Annotated in this window: 18 protein-coding genes; 11 read left to right on the forward strand and 7 right to left on the reverse strand. The window is 71.2% G+C overall.

All coding sequences use genetic code 11. The features are described from left to right. Nucleotides 1–131: 131 nt before the first annotated feature. The 4 genes from DLJ59_RS31165 (at nucleotide 132) to DLJ59_RS31180 (ending at nucleotide 4442) form a co-directional block, all read left to right on the forward strand. Nucleotides 132–1148: an NAD-dependent epimerase/dehydratase family protein gene (locus DLJ59_RS31165; RefSeq protein WP_124777319.1), complete on the forward strand. Its 1017-nt coding sequence runs from the start codon at nucleotides 132–134 to the stop codon at nucleotides 1146–1148. A 74-nt stretch (nucleotides 1149–1222) separates the two neighbouring features. Beyond that, nucleotides 1223–2137, forward strand: a complete 915-nt coding sequence (locus tag DLJ59_RS31170; RefSeq protein ID WP_030488123.1) for a MurR/RpiR family transcriptional regulator — start codon at nucleotides 1223–1225, stop codon at nucleotides 2135–2137. After that, the gene (murQ, locus tag DLJ59_RS31175) at nucleotides 2134–3075 is read left to right on the forward strand and encodes an N-acetylmuramic acid 6-phosphate etherase (protein WP_124777323.1); all 942 of its coding nucleotides are present in this window, start codon (nucleotides 2134–2136) and stop codon (nucleotides 3073–3075) included. Before DLJ59_RS31170 ends, murQ begins: the two co-directional genes overlap by 4 nt. Before the next feature lie 377 nt (nucleotides 3076–3452). Beyond that, nucleotides 3453–4442: a sigma-70 family RNA polymerase sigma factor gene (locus tag DLJ59_RS31180; RefSeq protein WP_208648897.1), complete on the forward strand. Its 990-nt coding sequence runs from the start codon at nucleotides 3453–3455 to the stop codon at nucleotides 4440–4442. Between the two features lie 74 nt (nucleotides 4443–4516). On the opposite strand, the gene DLJ59_RS31185 is transcribed toward DLJ59_RS31180, so the two are convergent. Continuing rightward, nucleotides 4517–5494 carry a C40 family peptidase gene (locus DLJ59_RS31185; RefSeq protein WP_124777329.1) on the reverse strand — a complete coding sequence of 326 codons (978 nt, stop codon included), beginning with the start codon at nucleotides 5492–5494 and terminating at the stop codon, nucleotides 4517–4519. 500 nt (nucleotides 5495–5994) lie between these two features. Between DLJ59_RS31185 and DLJ59_RS31190 the strand changes: the two genes are divergently transcribed. Continuing rightward, nucleotides 5995–6516, forward strand: coding sequence for a DUF6232 family protein (locus tag DLJ59_RS31190; RefSeq protein ID WP_124777332.1), 522 nt, complete (start codon nucleotides 5995–5997; stop codon nucleotides 6514–6516). A 51-nt stretch (nucleotides 6517–6567) separates the two neighbouring features. On the opposite strand, the gene DLJ59_RS31195 is transcribed toward DLJ59_RS31190, so the two are convergent. Further along, nucleotides 6568–6897, reverse strand: coding sequence for a DUF3817 domain-containing protein (locus DLJ59_RS31195; RefSeq protein WP_124777336.1), 330 nt, complete (start codon nucleotides 6895–6897; stop codon nucleotides 6568–6570). Between the two features lie 25 nt (nucleotides 6898–6922). Further along, nucleotides 6923–7345 carry a hypothetical protein gene (locus tag DLJ59_RS31200; protein ID WP_208648898.1) on the reverse strand — a complete coding sequence of 141 codons (423 nt, stop codon included), beginning with the start codon at nucleotides 7343–7345 and terminating at the stop codon, nucleotides 6923–6925. 131 nt (nucleotides 7346–7476) lie between these two features. Here DLJ59_RS31200 and DLJ59_RS31205 point away from each other — a divergent pair, with 131 nt between their 5' ends. Genes DLJ59_RS31205 through DLJ59_RS31215 form a run of 3 tightly spaced genes read left to right on the forward strand, consistent with a single transcriptional unit; the run spans nucleotide 7477 to nucleotide 8751 of the window. After that, complete coding sequence (locus DLJ59_RS31205; protein WP_425271473.1) at nucleotides 7477–7818, forward strand: DUF6158 family protein; 342 nt, start codon at nucleotides 7477–7479, stop codon at nucleotides 7816–7818. Then, complete coding sequence (locus DLJ59_RS31210) at nucleotides 7818–8156, forward strand: SRPBCC family protein (RefSeq protein ID WP_124777344.1); 339 nt, start codon at nucleotides 7818–7820, stop codon at nucleotides 8154–8156. The genes DLJ59_RS31205 and DLJ59_RS31210 overlap by 1 nt, the downstream gene beginning before the upstream one ends. A 55-nt stretch (nucleotides 8157–8211) precedes the next feature. Next, on the forward strand, nucleotides 8212–8751 hold the full coding sequence (locus tag DLJ59_RS31215; protein ID WP_124777347.1) for a DUF1360 domain-containing protein: 540 nt from the start codon (nucleotides 8212–8214) through the stop codon (nucleotides 8749–8751). Nucleotides 8752–8809: 58 nt separating this feature from the next. Here the strand turns inward: DLJ59_RS31215 and DLJ59_RS31220 are convergent, their stop codons facing one another. From DLJ59_RS31220 to DLJ59_RS31230, 3 genes are all read right to left on the reverse strand, one after another. Continuing rightward, the gene (locus DLJ59_RS31220) at nucleotides 8810–9004 is read right to left on the reverse strand and encodes a hypothetical protein (protein ID WP_091405645.1); all 195 of its coding nucleotides are present in this window, start codon (nucleotides 9002–9004) and stop codon (nucleotides 8810–8812) included. 49 nt (nucleotides 9005–9053) lie between these two features. After that, nucleotides 9054–9287 (reverse strand): hypothetical protein, encoded by a 234-nt coding sequence (locus DLJ59_RS31225; protein WP_425271474.1) that lies wholly within the window; start codon nucleotides 9285–9287, stop codon nucleotides 9054–9056. Between the two features lie 517 nt (nucleotides 9288–9804). Next, nucleotides 9805–10899 carry a 3-deoxy-7-phosphoheptulonate synthase gene (locus DLJ59_RS31230; RefSeq protein ID WP_124777353.1) on the reverse strand — a complete coding sequence of 365 codons (1095 nt, stop codon included), beginning with the start codon at nucleotides 10897–10899 and terminating at the stop codon, nucleotides 9805–9807. Nucleotides 10900–11172: 273 nt separating this feature from the next. Here DLJ59_RS31230 and DLJ59_RS31235 point away from each other — a divergent pair, with 273 nt between their 5' ends. Continuing rightward, a complete protein-coding gene (locus tag DLJ59_RS31235; protein ID WP_124777357.1) occupies nucleotides 11173–11391 on the forward strand; it encodes a hypothetical protein in 219 nt (72 codons plus the stop codon). Here DLJ59_RS31235 and DLJ59_RS31240 read toward each other — a convergent pair. After that, complete coding sequence (locus DLJ59_RS31240) at nucleotides 11358–12095, reverse strand: phosphodiesterase (protein WP_124777360.1); 738 nt, start codon at nucleotides 12093–12095, stop codon at nucleotides 11358–11360. The two genes, DLJ59_RS31235 and DLJ59_RS31240, sit on opposite strands and share 34 nt — an antisense overlap. A 102-nt stretch (nucleotides 12096–12197) precedes the next feature. Here DLJ59_RS31240 and DLJ59_RS31245 point away from each other — a divergent pair, with 102 nt between their 5' ends. Further along, a complete protein-coding gene (locus DLJ59_RS31245) occupies nucleotides 12198–13487 on the forward strand; it encodes a M16 family metallopeptidase (protein WP_124777363.1) in 1290 nt (429 codons plus the stop codon). Beyond that, a complete protein-coding gene (locus DLJ59_RS31250) occupies nucleotides 13484–14821 on the forward strand; it encodes a M16 family metallopeptidase (RefSeq protein ID WP_124777366.1) in 1338 nt (445 codons plus the stop codon). The genes DLJ59_RS31245 and DLJ59_RS31250 overlap by 4 nt, the downstream gene beginning before the upstream one ends. Nucleotides 14822–14828 lie beyond the last annotated feature (7 nt).

Genomic DNA, 14828 nt, shown 5'->3' on the forward strand with positions numbered 1-14828 from the left:
CTCCCACCCCTTCGTCGATCATGAAGTTATTGCCGTGAAACGCCGACCCGCGTGACAACAACTTCATGATCGCGGTCTGCCGTGGGCAGAGTGGCTGGTTCGTTCGGGTGTTGGGGGCGCAGGATCTGTGGATGCGGATCCTCATTCTGGGTGGCACCCGATTCCTCGGCCGGGCGACGGCCCGGCTCGCCGTCGAGCAGGGTCACGAGGTGACCTGTGCGGCCCGGGGAGTGTCCGGCGTGGTGCCGCCCGGGGCGCGGTTCGTCCCGGTCGACCGCGATGATCCGGAGGCGCTCATCCCGCTCGCCGACGAGGGCTTCGACGCCGTGGTCGACGTGACCCGCCAGGTCAGCCACGCGCGGCACGCGCTCTCCGCCCTTGCCGACCACGTGGACCACTGGTCGTTCGTGTCGACGATCTCGGTGTACGCGGACAACACCACCCCGGGCCAGACCGCCGCGGACGCGCCGGTGCTGCCGGGCGCACCGGCGGACGTGGACGGTCCGGTCGGCCCGGATAACCGCTGGTACGGCGAGTGCAAGGTGAGCATCGAGCAGGCCGTCCGGGAGCGGATGGGGGTGGACCGTTCGTTTATCTGCCGAGCCGGGCTGATCGTCGGCGCCGAGGATCCGAGCGACCGCTTTCCGTACTGGGTGCGGCGGCTGTCGGCCGGTGGAGAGGTGCTCGCGCCCGGGAGGCCGACCGACCGGGTGCAGTTCGTGGACGTCGCCGACCTGGCTGGTTGGTTGCTGCACGCCGCCGGCGCTGACCTCAACGGCACGTACGACGGCATCGGGCCGGCTGTGACACGGGCGGACCTGCTGGCCGGTGTGGTCGCCGGGCTGGACGTACCCGAGCCCGTCCTGACCTGGGTCGATCAGGAGTTCCTGGTGTCGCACGACGTTCGCGAGTGGTCGGGGGAGCGGGCGCTGCCGCTCTGGGTGCGACTACCGGAGTCCGGCGGCCTGATGGACCGCGACGCCCGACCGGCTCTGGACGCCGGGCTGACGGTCCGTCCGTTGGTTGACACCGTTCGGGCGACCGCATCCTGGATGGCGGCGCAGCCGGCCGACGTACGGCAGGGTGGTCTCGACCCGGCGGATGAGGCGGCGGCCCTGCGGGAGTGGCAGGCTGTCCGAGACCGGTGATCCCGGCTGCCGACACTTTTCCCTACCGGACAGTCATAGTTGACGCTCACGCTTGGTGAAAGTAAGTTTCACCCGTGGCGAAGAGTCCGAAGATTTCTGCGAGTCACGAGCCCGGTGGGCTGATCGTCCACATCAGCGGGTTGTTGCCGTCGCTGTCGCCCGCCGAGCAGCGGGTCGCCCGGCTGGTCGTCTCCGATCCGGCGGCTGCCGCCCGGCGGACAATCACCGACCTCGCCACCGCAGCCGAGACGTCGGAGGCGACAGTCATCCGGTTCTGCCGATCGGTCGGCATGGACGGTTACCCCCAACTGCGCATCCGCCTCGCCGCAGAGGCCGCCCGGCGGATCGAGCCACCGGACGCCCGAGTGGTCGGCGGTGACATTCCGCCCGGTGCCGACCTCGCCCAGATCATCGCCACCATCGCGTTCAACGACGCCCGCGCCGTCGAGGAGACTGCCGAGCAACTCGACCCCGCCGTCTGCGAGCAGGTGGTCGAGGCGATCAGCGGCGCCGGTCGGATCGACATCTACGGTGCCGGCGCCAGCGGTTTCGTCGCCTCGGACTTTCAGCAGAAGCTGCACCGCATCGGCCGGATCGCCTTCTACTTCCCGGACGTGCACACCGCGTTGACCTCGGCCGCGCTCCTGGGTCGAGGAGACGTGGCGATCGGCATCTCGCACACCGGCACCACCTCCGACGTGATCGAGGTGCTGGAGCAGGCCCGTACCCGCGGTGCCGCGACCGTGGCGCTCACCAACTTCCCGCGCTCCCCGATCACCGACGTGGCGGACTTCGTGTTGACCACGGCAGCCCGGGAGACCACCTACCGTTCCGGCGCGACGGCCAGCCGACTGGCGCAGCTCACAGTTGTCGACTGCCTCTTCGTCGGGGTGGCCGCCCGCAACCGGGCTCGGGCCCGCAAGGCCCTGGAGGCGACCGCCGAGGCGGTCCAGTCGCACCGGGTGGGTGCCAACCGGAGGCGGGCATGACGGCCGGTGCGGAGATGCCCGCACCGCCCGCCCGCCCGACGGTCCGAGTGGGTGCTCCCACCGAACGGCGTAACCCGCTCAGCGTCGACCTGGACCTGATGTCGACCCGGGACGTGCTCACCGTGATCAACGAGGCGGACCGGCGGGTGCCGGCGGCCGTCGCCGCGGTGCTCGACGAGATCGCCACCACCGTCGACCTGGCGGTCGACGCGCTCCGCGGGGGCCACCGGGTGCACTACTTCGGTGCCGGCACCTCCGGCCGACTGGGCGTGCTCGACGCGGCCGAGCTGGCCCCTACCTTCAACTCGCCCCGCCACTGGTTCTGCGCGCACCTCGCGGGAGGCCCGGACGCCATGTGGCGGGCCGTGGAGGACGCCGAGGACGATGACCGGGGCGGCGCGGTCGAAGCGGCCAGTTGTGTACGTGCCGGGGATCTCGTGGTTGGTCTGGCGGCCAGCGGACGCACGCCGTACGTCCTCGGGGCGCTCACCGCAGCCCGCGCCAAGGGCGCATCGACGGTGCTGCTCTGCGCCAATCCGGAGGCCGAGGCCGCCCGGTCGGTCGACGTGTTCATCGGGGTGGACACCGGACCCGAGGTGGTCACCGGGTCGACCCGGATGAAGGCGGGCACCGCACAGAAGTTGGTGCTCAACACGTTCTCGACCGCCGTCATGGTGCGGCTGGGGCGGGTCTACTCAAACCTCATGATCGATATGGTGGCCACCAACGCGAAACTCCGCGGCCGAATGATCTCGATTCTGGTCGAGGCCACCGGCTGCTCGGAGGAACTCTCCCGGCAGGCCCTCACCCAGGCCGACGGCGACCTGAAGACGGCGCTCGTCTCCCTCGTCTCGGGCGCCGGGATCGACGCCGCCCGGGCCGCGTTGGCCCGCTCGGCCGACCAGGTGCGCGGCGCCCTCGCCCTGCTCGCCTCCTAGCGCCGCCCGCCCCGGGAAGCGAACACGGCCTCGGATTGTTCATCTGGCCGGGGGGTAATCACACCCCCGTGGATGAACCGACCGGTCCACCGGTGCGTATGTGGCAGTGAGCAGGATCGCACCGTGGTGGTGACCCGGGTCGCTGTCCCCCCACGGCGGGCGGTGTTGCCATGGTGCGGTAACCCGTACGTGGTGCCCAATGGCGAGCCATCCGATGGGGTGCTGACAGCAAACATGGACCGTGCTCTCAGCTACTACTCAGGCATTCGTGACACTTTCGACTCACGGCGAGGAATCCCCGACACGTCTCATCTGTTGTGTAGGTGTCAGCACCGATGGGCACAGCAGAAGTTACCAGGGGCTGACAGGCGTGGGAAATGGCAAGGAACCGGGCAACCGGCGCGAGCGAGGGGACCGTGGGCAACGTGGACAAGAACATCGGCATGCGAACCGACGAGGTTGCCGAGGAGCGCGACCTGGTCGGCGTCTACCTGCACGAGATCTCCCGGACGCCACTGCTGGACGCCGCCAAGGAGGTCGATCTCTCCAAGGCGATCGAGGCCGGCCTCTACGCCGAGCACCTGCTCGGTGAGGAAGCCGTTCCCGCCGGTGTCGACCGGGCCGACCTGGAGTGGCTGGTCGTCGAGGGGGACCGGGCGAAGGACCTCTTCATCCGCGCCAACCTCCGGCTGGTCGTGTCGATCGCCCGGCGCTACGTGCGCTCCGGGATGCCCATGCTGGACCTGATCCAGGAGGGCAACACCGGCCTGGTCCGGGCGGTCGAGAAGTTCGACTACGAGCGCGGCTACAAGTTCTCCACCTACGCCACCTGGTGGATTCGGCAGGCGATCAGCCGGGCGATCGCCCAGCAGGAGCGCACCGTCCGTCTCCCCGTGCACCTGGTGGAGGACGTCAACCGGATGCGCAACGTGGCCCGGCAGTTGACCCGTGAACTGGGCAGCGACCCGGAGCCGGAGCAGATCGCCAACGCCCTCGGCGTCACCGTCGAGCGGGTGAACGAGCTGCGCCGCTGGTCGCAGGACACCGTTTCGCTGGACACCCCGGTGGGTGACGACGGCGACACGAACCTCGGCGACCTGGTCGCCGACAGCGACGCGCCGTCGCCCGAGGACATCGTGCTCAGCGGTCTGGAGCGGCAGCGCATCGAGGGGCTGCTCAACCACCTCGACGACCGGTCCGCCGGCATCATGCGGGCCCGTTACGGGCTGGAGGACGGCCGGGAGCACTCACTCACCGAGGTCGCGTCCCGGTTCTCGCTGTCCCGCGAGCGGATCCGGCAGTTGGAGATCCAGGCCCTCGGCCGGCTCCGTGAGCTCGCCCGGGCCGAAGGGCTGCAGGCAGCCTGACCTGGTAGTAATGACGGCGAACGGCCGGCGTCCGATAGGGGGACGCCGGCCGTTCGCCGTCATGACGAGCGTGGTTAGCGAACCCGGCCGTAACCCTGAATGGGCATCATGTTCATACCGCGCTTGAGCACGTTGCGACCGGCGCTGGGCGCGTCGATCACCTGGCCGCCGCCCACGTAGAGGGCGACGTGCCCCAGCCCTCTGTAGAAGACCAGGTCGCCGGGGCTCAGGTCGCTTCGCCCGATGTGGGCGACAGCACTCCACTGCATCCGGGTGTTGTGCGGCAGGGACCTTCCGGCCGCCCGCCAGGCCGCCGAGGTCAGCCCGGAACAGTCGTAGCCGTTCGGCCCGTCGGCTGCCCAGACGTACGGCTTGCCGATCGCGCCGAACGCGTAGCGCACCACAGTGCCGGCAGCACCGGCGACGGCGGGCACGTTCTTGGCCTCGGTCTTCGCCGCCCCGGGCTCGGGTCGCTCAGTGGCGGCCCCGTACGCCTGCCGGCGCAGCTCGTACAGCTTGGCCAGATCCTGCTCGATTTGCTTCTTACCCGCGACGAGCTGGCGAGCCTGCGCGGCCTGTCGGGTCAGCGTGGCGTCCAGGCTGGCCTTCTCGTCGAGCAGCCGCTGCTGATTGGCGGTGAAGCCGGAAATGCGCTCCTGCCGTTGGCGGGTCAACTGCTCGATCGTGCCAAGCCGGTCCAGCAGCGTTGCCGAGCCACCGGGACGCAGCAGGGCGTCCGCGGTGCGCAGGGTGCCGCTCTTGTACGCGGTGGACGCCAGCTCGGCGACATCGGCTCGGCTCTGCTCGACCTGCTGCTCGAGCGGGCCGATGCGGGTCTGTAATCGGGCCACGGCGGCCTCGTTTGTCTTGATCTCCTCACGCAGTTTGTTGTACGACTCGACGACCCGCTCCAACTCGGCCGAGGACCTCTCGATCCGGCTGGTCAGCTCGGCGGGGGACGGCTCGGCCTGGGCCACCGCCGTCGGGGCGATCAGCGCGGCCGACATGCCGACCAGCGCCACGGTGCGCAGCAGATTTCTCAGGGATGACAAGAGCGAAAGGCCCCTCTCCCACGGTCGCCGGGGCTGCTGACGCCCTCGACGACACCGGCCGGGGCCATCCGGGCGGACGGCACTGGGCCGGACCGGCTCGCCCAACCTAACCCGGGACGGATGTCGCTCGCAGTTGAAGCAGGGGCGAAAGTTGGGAGAGTTGCCGGTCGTGCCCCTGTGCTCGGTGGCGTCATCGTGGCTGATGACGCCCACGAACGAGCGAACATCGCCCTTTTGGCGAGCTGCTGACGGATATGCGACTTTCGTCGTTCCCGGCGTATGCCGCCGGATTCCTGGTCGCCATAACCGATAAAAGCTGAAATAGATGCTGTTTCTTGGCGATGTCACCCGCTCGGGGGGAGCTGTCGGGAGCCCGTAAATGCCCAGGTCGACTGGCAGTACCGCAACACAATGAAGGCCGGGGCCGGGAATCCCGTCGACAGGTAGCGATGACTGTCACCGGCGGTCCACTCGGCCAACCGTCCCCTGCGGGAGGAACCGTGAATCGTGAAGGCGCAAAGACGCGACCGCCGCGAACGGTGCCGGGCGCCCGGTCGACCCTGCTGTACGCGCGGCCCGGCATCATCGTGACCGTCGACAGGTTCACCGTCGGTCGGAACACCTACCGGGTCGCCGATCTGACTCATCTGCGCACCACCCGAGGCCCGCACGACCGGATCGCCGTTCGGGCCGTCGTCATCACCGCCAGCATGCTCGGCGGTGTGGGGGTGCTCCTCGGCTTCACCGGCGGACTGCAACGCCTCACCGCCGAGGCGTACCTGATCCTCGGCGCGGTGTTTCTGCTCCCGGCCGCACTCGCCCTGGTCGGTGATCGCTGGCGGCCACCGCCCCACGAACTCTGGGGGTGGTACCAGGGAGCGGAGGTGCTGCTGTTCAGCGCCGACGACGAGCGGCAGTTCGGTCAGGTCACCCGATCGCTGCTACGGGCCCGGGAGGTCAACCGTTACGGCGGTTGGGTCGATCCGCTCGCCTCAGCCGACCCGTGGCGGCCCAACCGCTGAGCCGGGGCGGGTGGGACCGGCACGGCATCGCGCGCCGGCCCAACCGGTCGCTCAGCGAGCCACGGGCTCCGGAGCCCGTTCCGTCTGCGGCGCGGCCAGCCAGGTGCTGACCCGGCGCTCGGCGTAGAACGAGACGAACGGCACGGTGCCGGCCAGCATCACCAGCAGCATCCGCTTCAGCGGCCAGTCGGCTCGCCGGCTCAGGTCGAACGCGGCCACCAGGTAGATCATGTAGAGGAAGCCGTGCGCCGGCCCCACGGTCTCCACCACGACCGGGTTGTCGAACACGTACTTCAGGGGCATGCCGATCACGACCAGCAGGATCAGCACCACGCCCACGATCCAGGCGATCACGCGGTACCGGGTAAGGGCAGCGCCCACCTTCGTCCGTCCTTCCGAGCCCGGCTCAGCCGGGATAGTCACCGGGCCGGGCGCCCGGATTGGCGTTCAACCATGACAGGTAGCGGTTGTAGGCGGCCAGGTCGGTGTCCTCGCCGCCCTCACCGGTGACTGGCACCCGGGACACCCGCACCGGGCGGCGTACCGCCGGTCGGGACCCGATGGTGACCGTCGGCGCCGGCTCGACGGCCGACTCCGCAGGCGGCGCGTCGGCCTCCGCCGCCCGGCGGAGGGCCAGCTTCACCTCACGCCACCAGACGTAGACCACGAAGCCGGCGAAGATCGGCCACTCGACCGCGTACCCCCAGCTCAGGCTGTTGCCGGCGGCGGCCCGGCTGATCTGCCACCAGCCCAACCCGAGGAAGCCCACGACCAGCACGACCATGGCCACGTGGCGTGCGATCCACGCCGGAGTCCAGAGCCGCCTCATGGCATCGAGGGTACCGGGGGCGCTGCCAGTCTCCGACACCGTGTCGTAGTTGTCGCCCCACCGGCTTGGTTTGGCATCACCACGCCTGGGCAATCGTCTAGACGCCAGCCCAAACGAGACCAAGGGGGGCGATCATGACCGGATCGGTACGTGAAGACGGCTTCGCGTCCAGCGGTGGCGCGGATATGAGCCCGGAGCAGCGGGTGCCCGAGTGGGACGGCGATCAGCTCGCCGACCCGGCCGGCGCTCCCGGTCTCGACGGCGATCTGCTCGGCATCGACCCGACGGAGCTGACCGACGAGGACCTGATCCGCGAGATGCACAGTCTGCACCGCACCCGCCTGGACACCCTGCGGCACGCGGCGGACTCCGCACTCGCCAACCACCTGCGGCGCACGGCGGAGCTGGAGACCGAATATCTGGCCCGCCACCCGGGTCGCGAGGTCGATCCCAGCCGCCTGCGGGACGCCTGATGCCGGCGCGCGCCGTGCGCGGCATGTCCGCGCCACCCGAGGTGGTCTTCAGCACGGCCACCGACCCCGACCGTGCCTCGGCCTGGCTGCCGGAGCCGCTGCGCGGCGACAGCAGCCCCGCCGCGGAAATCAGCGGCGAGGAGCTGCGCGCCCGCTGGGGGGACGGCCACGCGGACGACTGGTCCGCCGAGATCCGGGTCGAGCCGGCGGATTCCGGTGGCGCCCGGATCGAGCTCAACCTGGCCGACGGGTCGGACGGGCCGGGGCCCGACCAACTGGCCGACGAGGCGCTCACCAACCTGGCACGCGAGGTAGCCGACAACCTCCAGGCCGGCTGAGCCGGCCACGCGGGACCCCGCTCCCGCCACCACCACGACAAAGTGAGGAGATCGGGTGAGCGACACTGGCCTGCGACAGAAGGCGTCCCGACTGCGCCGGGCGTACGCGCCGCACGAACACCGGCCGCTCGGCGGCTACCTGGTGGCGATGAGCGCCTACGCCGGGGTGACCGGGGCGCTCGCCGGCCTGGTCAAGGCGACCGGTCGGCCGGTGCCGGAACGTCCCACGACGTCCGACGTGGTGTTGCTCTCCATCGCCACGCACAAGCTGAGCCGGCTGCTCTCCAAGGACGCGGTGACCAGCCCGCTGCGGGCGCCGTTCACCCGCTACGACCGCCCAATCGGCAGCGGCGAGGTGATGGAGCAGGTCCGCGACTCGGGCAGCCCGACCCGGCACGCCATCGGTGAATTGCTGAGCTGCCCGTTCTGCCTGGCCGTCTGGGTGGCCACCGGGCTGACCGGTGGCCTGGTCCTCGCACCCCGGCTCACCCGACTGGTGGCCACCGCGCTGACGGCGGTCGCCGCGTCCGACTTCCTCCAGATGGCTTACGCGACGGCGCAGCAGGCCGCCGAGGGCGGGCACGACGACGACTGACGAGCACTGCACAAAAAGGGGGGCCGGTGACTGCCGGCCCCCCTTTTTCTCGTACGTCTCAGCGCTGCATGCCGGACCAACCGTGCGGCGACTCCGGCTCCCGTTCGTCCTCGTCGGCCCCGGTGATGATGTCCCGATCCACCGCCGTGCGGTCATGCTCATTGGCGAAGTCCGGCTCGGGCGTGGTGTCCCTGCCCTTCGGCGGCTGACCCAGCGCCGGCACCTTCTCGTCGTGGTCCTCGTGGTGCGTCATGTCGTGTCCCTTCTGCGGTTTGCTCACGCGACGGGGCTGGCACCGGCGCTCAGCCGATGGAACCGCCCAGCAGGTCGCTGGCCTCGTCCACCGCGTACTCGCCCTCGGGAAGCGCGTCGATCCGGGCGAGCAGGTCCGGTGGGAGTTCGGCGGCCACCGCCTGGCGATAGATCTCCGCCTGGGTGACCCGCTCCTGCGCCCGGTAGATGTCGTCGAGCAGGTCGTCGAGGGCCCGGGTGTCCGGCTCGCCGGTCACGGATGCATCGTCGGTCACGTCGATCAGCTACCCCGGGCGGAATCGGTCAAACGTCACGCGAGCGGGGCTGACCGTCGCCTCCGGCCCGATGGCCGTTCGACCTGCCTTTGCTCTGCACCCGCCCGTGCGCCAGTTACGGACCGTGTGCGCCGATCACGGACTGTGCGTGGCGCATAGGCGGGTGCAGAGCAAAGGGGGATAGGGGCGGAGGGGAGGGGCGGCTGATGCGGTCCAGCCGAGCCGGGCGGCCCAGCCCGGCGGTCCAGCCCGGCGGCCCGGCCCGGCGGTCCAGCCTGGGCCGGCCCGGCCCTTCCGGCCCCGGCGAGGTTCGAGCAGCACAGACAGCGCCGCCCCCGGCCTTGTGGGCCAGGGGCGGCGCTGGTGTCGGTGTGCAGGTCGCCTCTCGGCGAGTGGCACTACGCGGCTCCAGCCGGACGGTATTCCGCGAAGGCTATTTAGGTGAGGCCCGGGGACACTGGACACACCGACACCCCAGTCAACGAGCCGACCCCCACTCGTGTTCCGAGCGTCGCGGTGTCGGCGGTCACACCGTCGTCGGCAGGGTGGCCCGCCGGGCCCGCACGGCCGAGGCGAGGTGGTCGAGCACCTCGGCGGTGTCGTCCCAGCCGAGGCAGGCATCGGTGACCGACCGGCCGTACTCCAGCTCCCGGGTCGGGTCGAGCTCCTGCCGGCCGGGCAGCAGGAACGACTCCAGCATCACACCGGTGATCCCCCGCTGGCCGGCGGCCAGTTGCGCGGCCACGTCCGCGGCGACCAGCGGCTGGTTGCGGTGGTCCTTGCCGCTGTTGGCGTGGCTGGCGTCGATCACCAGCCGCTCCGGCAGGTTGGCCGCGCGGAGCAGGTCGAGCGCCCCGGCGACCGACGCGGCGTCGTAGTTGGGCCGGCCGCCCCCGCCGCGCAGCACCAGGTGCCCGTCGGTGTTGCCCCGGGTGTGCATGATCGCTGGAGTGCCGGAGAAGTCGATGCCGGGGAAGACGTGCGGCACCCCGGCGGCGCGGATCGCGTCCACCGCGGTGCCGATGCTGCCGTCCGGGCGGTTCTTCATGCCGATCGGCATGGACAGCCCGGAGGCCAACTGGCGGTGCACCTGGCTCTCCACGGTGCGGGCACCGATCGCGCCCCAGGCCACCGTGTCCGCGATGTACTGCGGGGTGATCGGGTCGAGGAACTCGCAACCCACCGGCAGGCCGAGGCGGAGCACGTCGAGCAGCAGCGCCCGAGCCAGCCGCAGACCGGTGTTGACGTCCCCGCTGCCGTCCAGCCCCGGGTCGTTGATCAGGCCCTTCCAGCCGACCGTGGAGCGTGGCTTCTCGAAGTAGACCCGCATGACGATCAGCAGGTCGTCGGCGAGCCGGTCGGCCGCCGTCCGCAGCCGCTGCGCGTAGTCGAGGGCGGCGGCCGGATCATGCACCGAGCAGGGGCCGACCACCACCAGCAGGCGGTCGTCCTCGCGGTCCAGCACACGGCCGACCGCGCGGCGGCCAGTCAGCACGGCCGACGCGAGTGGGGCGTCCAGGGGCAACTCGTGGTGCAGCAGGGCGGGCGTGGTCAGCGGCACGACACGGTCGATTCGCTGATCGCTGACCCGATCGGTCTCCGGGGTCGTCACGGTGGGCATCCTTCCGCCGACAGTGCCCGGGGCCGGTGCCCGGGACGAGCCGGCTGCTCGTACGCAAAAGGGCAGGAACGATAGCTCCTGCCCAGCCGGCTCGGTCCGTGGTGACGTCAATTCATGGTGAAGTCACCGGCGTGCGAGCCGGCTGCCTAAACCATCGATAGGAACGCGTCACCGGGCCAGCGTACCCGACCGGGCGCGGTGACCCGGCCTGTCGTCCCAAGATGCGAAGCGAACATCGCGTGCCGGGGCGGCGGTCGGGGTAACAGGGGTGCCATGACAGACGAGCAGAACGATCAGGACCGGGTGGAGTCGCGTGCGCACCACCTCCTGCCCGAGGAGACGGCGGTGGGCAGCGACGACCCGGAGGCGCAGGCCGAGGCCATCCTCACCGAATCGGACATCCGCGCGGCGGACCAGAACGCCGCCCCGGACACCGTGCTGGAACGTCGTACCTCGGATCAGACAGTGGCCGCGGTCGAACCGCCGGACTGAGCGCTCGCCCCGCGTGCCCGGCGCGACCCCCGGTAGGTCTGGTCGCGCAGCCAGGCCAGCGGACCTGCCAGCCGCAGTCCGGCTGGCAGGTTGCGCGTCGGGTCGAAAGCGAGCGCCGCGTCCTCCTCCGCGCTGAGCTGGGCACCGAAGCTGACCTGTCCGACCAGCCGCCACGGGCCCACCGCCGACGCGACCGCGAGCACCAGGCGCGGGGTGTCCGCCCGGGCCGCGGCGGTCACAGTGGCCAGGCTGCGACCAAGGTCGACCGACTCAGGGTCGGCCAACGCGGCCAACCAGAGGCGGCGCCGACCCGCGCGGTAGCACATGATTGTGCTGTACGTGCCGGTGAAGCGACGTCGGGGCAGCGGCAGGTTCCGCAGCACCGGGGCCGCCCCGCTGGAGCTGACCAACAGGTCGAACGGCCGGCCACCGTCGCGGTGCAGGCGCAGCGCGAGGCCCAGAACGTCGGGCCAACTGCCCGGCGTGGGCGTTCCCTTCGAAAGCCGGACGGTGGTCCGGTACCGGCCGGGGTCGTCGAGCAGAGCGACCCCGGTGGGTGGTCCGGGCGTACCCCAGATCACCGTCTCGCCGACGAACGAGCGACCGGCCGGATGCAGCAACCGGCCGCGGCGCAGCCGGCCGAGTGCGGTGCTGGCGCGTACGACGGCGGTGGCGGCCCGGGACGGAGGCGGGGTGACGGTCATTTCTCTCCGGTACCCCGCGTGGCGGCCCCGATGCCGCCCGGGTCGGCTCGCCGACCGACCGCACGTCACCTTTCCGCCCCCGAGATCGGATAGCGTCGGGGCATGCCCGACAGCGGTTACCCCTGGCCCATTCAGACGTCCCGACTGGACAACGGCCTGCGCGTGGTGGTGAGTGAGGATCGCACCGCGCCCGCCGTGGCCGTCAACCTCTGGTACGACGTCGGCTCCCGGCACGAGCCGGCCGGGCAGACCGGATTCGCCCACCTCTTCGAACACCTGATGTTCGAAGGCTCGGTGAACGTGGCGAAAACCGAGCACATGAAGCTGATCCAGGGCTCCGGCGGCTCGCTCAACGCGACCACCAACCCGGACCGGACCAACTACTTCGAGACGGTCCCGGCCGAGCACCTGGAACTGGCGCTCTGGTTGGAGGCCGACCGGATGGGCGGCCTGGTCCCCGCCCTCACCCAGGAGACGCTGGACAACCAGCGGGACGTGGTCAAGAACGAGCGCCGGCAGCGCTACGAGAACGTGCCGTACGGCGACGCCTGGCTGCGGTTGCTGCCGCTGCTCTACCCGCCGGGGCACCCCTACCACCACGCCACGATCGGCTCGATGGCCGACCTGAACGCCGCCGACCTCGCCACCTTCCAGGCGTTCCACCAGACCTACTACGCGCCGAACAACGCGGTGCTCACGGTGGTCGGCGACGCCACCGCCACCGACGTGTTCGCGCTCGCCGACAAGTACTTCGGCGCGCTGCCCGCCCGCGACGACATTCCGCCGGCACCGGACGGCCGCAGCGTCCCCGCCACCGGGCAGACGGCCGTCGAATCGGTCAGCGCCGACGTGCCGGCACCACGGGTGTACGTCGCCCACCGCAGCTACCCGTTCGGCAGCCCGGGGTACAACGTGATCACCGTGCTCGCCACCGTCCTCGGCAGTGGCCGGGGCAGCCGGCTCTACCAGCGCCTCGCCGACGGCGAGCGGATCGCGCAGCCGGACCTCGTCGGGGCGTACGGGGTGGACCTCGCGCACGGCCCGGCACCACTGATCGCCACCGCCACCGCCCGTCCCGGAGTGAGCGCCGAGCGGCTGGCCGAAGGGCTCGCCGAGGTCGTCGACGAGCTGGCCACCGTGCCGGTCACCGTCGCCGAGCTGGATCGGGCCAAGGCCCTGCTCAGCACCGGCTGGTGGCGTCAGCTGTCCACCGTCGACGGCCGCGCCGACCTGCTCGGCCGCTACACCACGCAGTTCGGTGACCCGGCCCGGATCGCCGAACAGTTGCCGGCCCTGCTCGCGGTCACCGCCGAGCAGATCGCCGAGGCTGCCGCCGACGTCCTCGCCACCGACCGGGTGACCTTGACCTACCTGCCCGAGGAGACCTCATGACGCTGATCGCCGACCGTCCCGGCCCGGGTGCCGCCCGCCCGTACCGGTTCCCGCCGGTGGTCCGCCGCGCCGTGGCCGGTGGTCAGGTAGTCGCCGCGCACCTGCCGGGGCAGAACCTCGCCGTGGCCCTGCTGCTGCTCGACGTGGGCGCGGGCCAGGAGCCGGTCGGCAAGGAGGGCCTGTCCGGTGTGCTGGCCAAGGCGTTGGAGGAGGGGACCGCGCAGCGAGACGCCGCCGCGTACGCGCTCGCCGTCGAAGGGCTCGGCACCGCATTGTCGACCGGTCTGGACTGGGACTCGTTCCAGGCCAGCGTGGTGATCCCGGTGGACCGGCTGAGTGCCGCCGTGGAGTTGCTCGCCGAGGCGGTGCGGACGCCCAGGCTCGACCCCGCCGACGTACGCCGGGTCCGCGACGACGAGGCCACCGCGCTCCGGATGGACTGGGCCAACCCCGGCCCCCGCGCCGACGCCGCGCTGCGGGCCGACCTGTTCGGCGCGCAGAACCGGTGGGGACGGCCGATGCACGGCGACCCGGAATCGGTCGCCGGGTTGGACGTGGAGGACGTCACTGTCTTCCACTCCGAGTGGTTCCTGCGCCCCGGCACCCTGATCGTCGCCGGTGACCTGGACCGGATCGACCTGGACGCCCTGGCCGCCGCCGCGTTCGCCGGCACCGGTGGTGGCCCCGCCGAGCGCGGCGGCCCCATCGAGGTGCCGATGCACAACGGTCGGCGAATCATCCTGGTGGACCGGCCCGGGGCGGTGCAGTCCACGCTGCGGCTGGGCCACCCGTCGCCGCACCGGGCGCACCCCGACCACGTGCCGATGACGCTCGCCGGCACGGTGCTCGGCGGGGCGTTCACGTCCCGGCTCAACCACCTGCTGCGCGAGGTGCGCGGCTACACCTACGGCATCCGGGGTGACTTCGCCGCGTCGCGGCGCTTCGGTCGGTTCGCGGTCAGCTCCGGAGTGCAGACGGCGGTCACCGCTCCGGCCCTGGTCGAGGCGGTGGGCGAGATCACCCGTACCCAGACCAGTGGGGTGACCGAGGACGAGCTGGAGGTGGCCCGCTCCTGGCGGGCCGGGCAGCTCTCGGTCGAGCTGCAGAGCCCTCGGGCGATCGCCTCCGCGCTCACCACCCTGGTGGTGCATGACCTGCCGGACGACTACCACGCGCGGTTGCGCGAGTCCCTGCTCTCCGCCGACGTGGATCAGGTCTCCGCTGCGGCAGCCACCCACCTGCACCCGGAGGCCCTGACCCTGGTCATCGAGGGCGACGCCGCGGTAATCCGCGACGACCTCCAGGCCGCCGCCCTGGGCGACCTCCTCCCCTGACCCGCAC

The organism is Micromonospora inaquosa (assembly GCF_003857055.1).
Classification (GTDB): Bacteria; Actinomycetota; Actinomycetes; order Mycobacteriales; family Micromonosporaceae; genus Micromonospora; species Micromonospora inaquosa.

Coding starts and splice junctions, on each gene's coding strand:
- DLJ59_RS31165 (WP_124777319.1), top strand. CDS start 132: ATGCGGATCCTCATTCTGGGTGGCACCCGATTCCTCGGCCGGGCGACG.
- murQ (WP_124777323.1), top strand. CDS start 2,134: ATGACGGCCGGTGCGGAGATGCCCGCACCGCCCGCCCGCCCGACGGTC.
- DLJ59_RS31180 (WP_208648897.1), top strand. CDS start 3,453: ATGGCAAGGAACCGGGCAACCGGCGCGAGCGAGGGGACCGTGGGCAAC.
- DLJ59_RS31200 (WP_208648898.1), bottom strand. CDS start 7,345: ATGAGGCGGCTCTGGACTCCGGCGTGGATCGCACGCCACGTGGCCATG.
- DLJ59_RS31210 (WP_124777344.1), top strand. CDS start 7,818: ATGCCGGCGCGCGCCGTGCGCGGCATGTCCGCGCCACCCGAGGTGGTC.
- DLJ59_RS31220 (WP_091405645.1), bottom strand. CDS start 9,004: ATGACGCACCACGAGGACCACGACGAGAAGGTGCCGGCGCTGGGTCAG.
- DLJ59_RS31230 (WP_124777353.1), bottom strand. CDS start 10,899: ATGCCCACCGTGACGACCCCGGAGACCGATCGGGTCAGCGATCAGCGA.
- DLJ59_RS31235 (WP_124777357.1), top strand. CDS start 11,173: ATGACAGACGAGCAGAACGATCAGGACCGGGTGGAGTCGCGTGCGCAC.
- DLJ59_RS31240 (WP_124777360.1), bottom strand. CDS start 12,095: ATGACCGTCACCCCGCCTCCGTCCCGGGCCGCCACCGCCGTCGTACGC.
- DLJ59_RS31245 (WP_124777363.1), top strand. CDS start 12,198: ATGCCCGACAGCGGTTACCCCTGGCCCATTCAGACGTCCCGACTGGAC.
- DLJ59_RS31250 (WP_124777366.1), top strand. CDS start 13,484: ATGACGCTGATCGCCGACCGTCCCGGCCCGGGTGCCGCCCGCCCGTAC.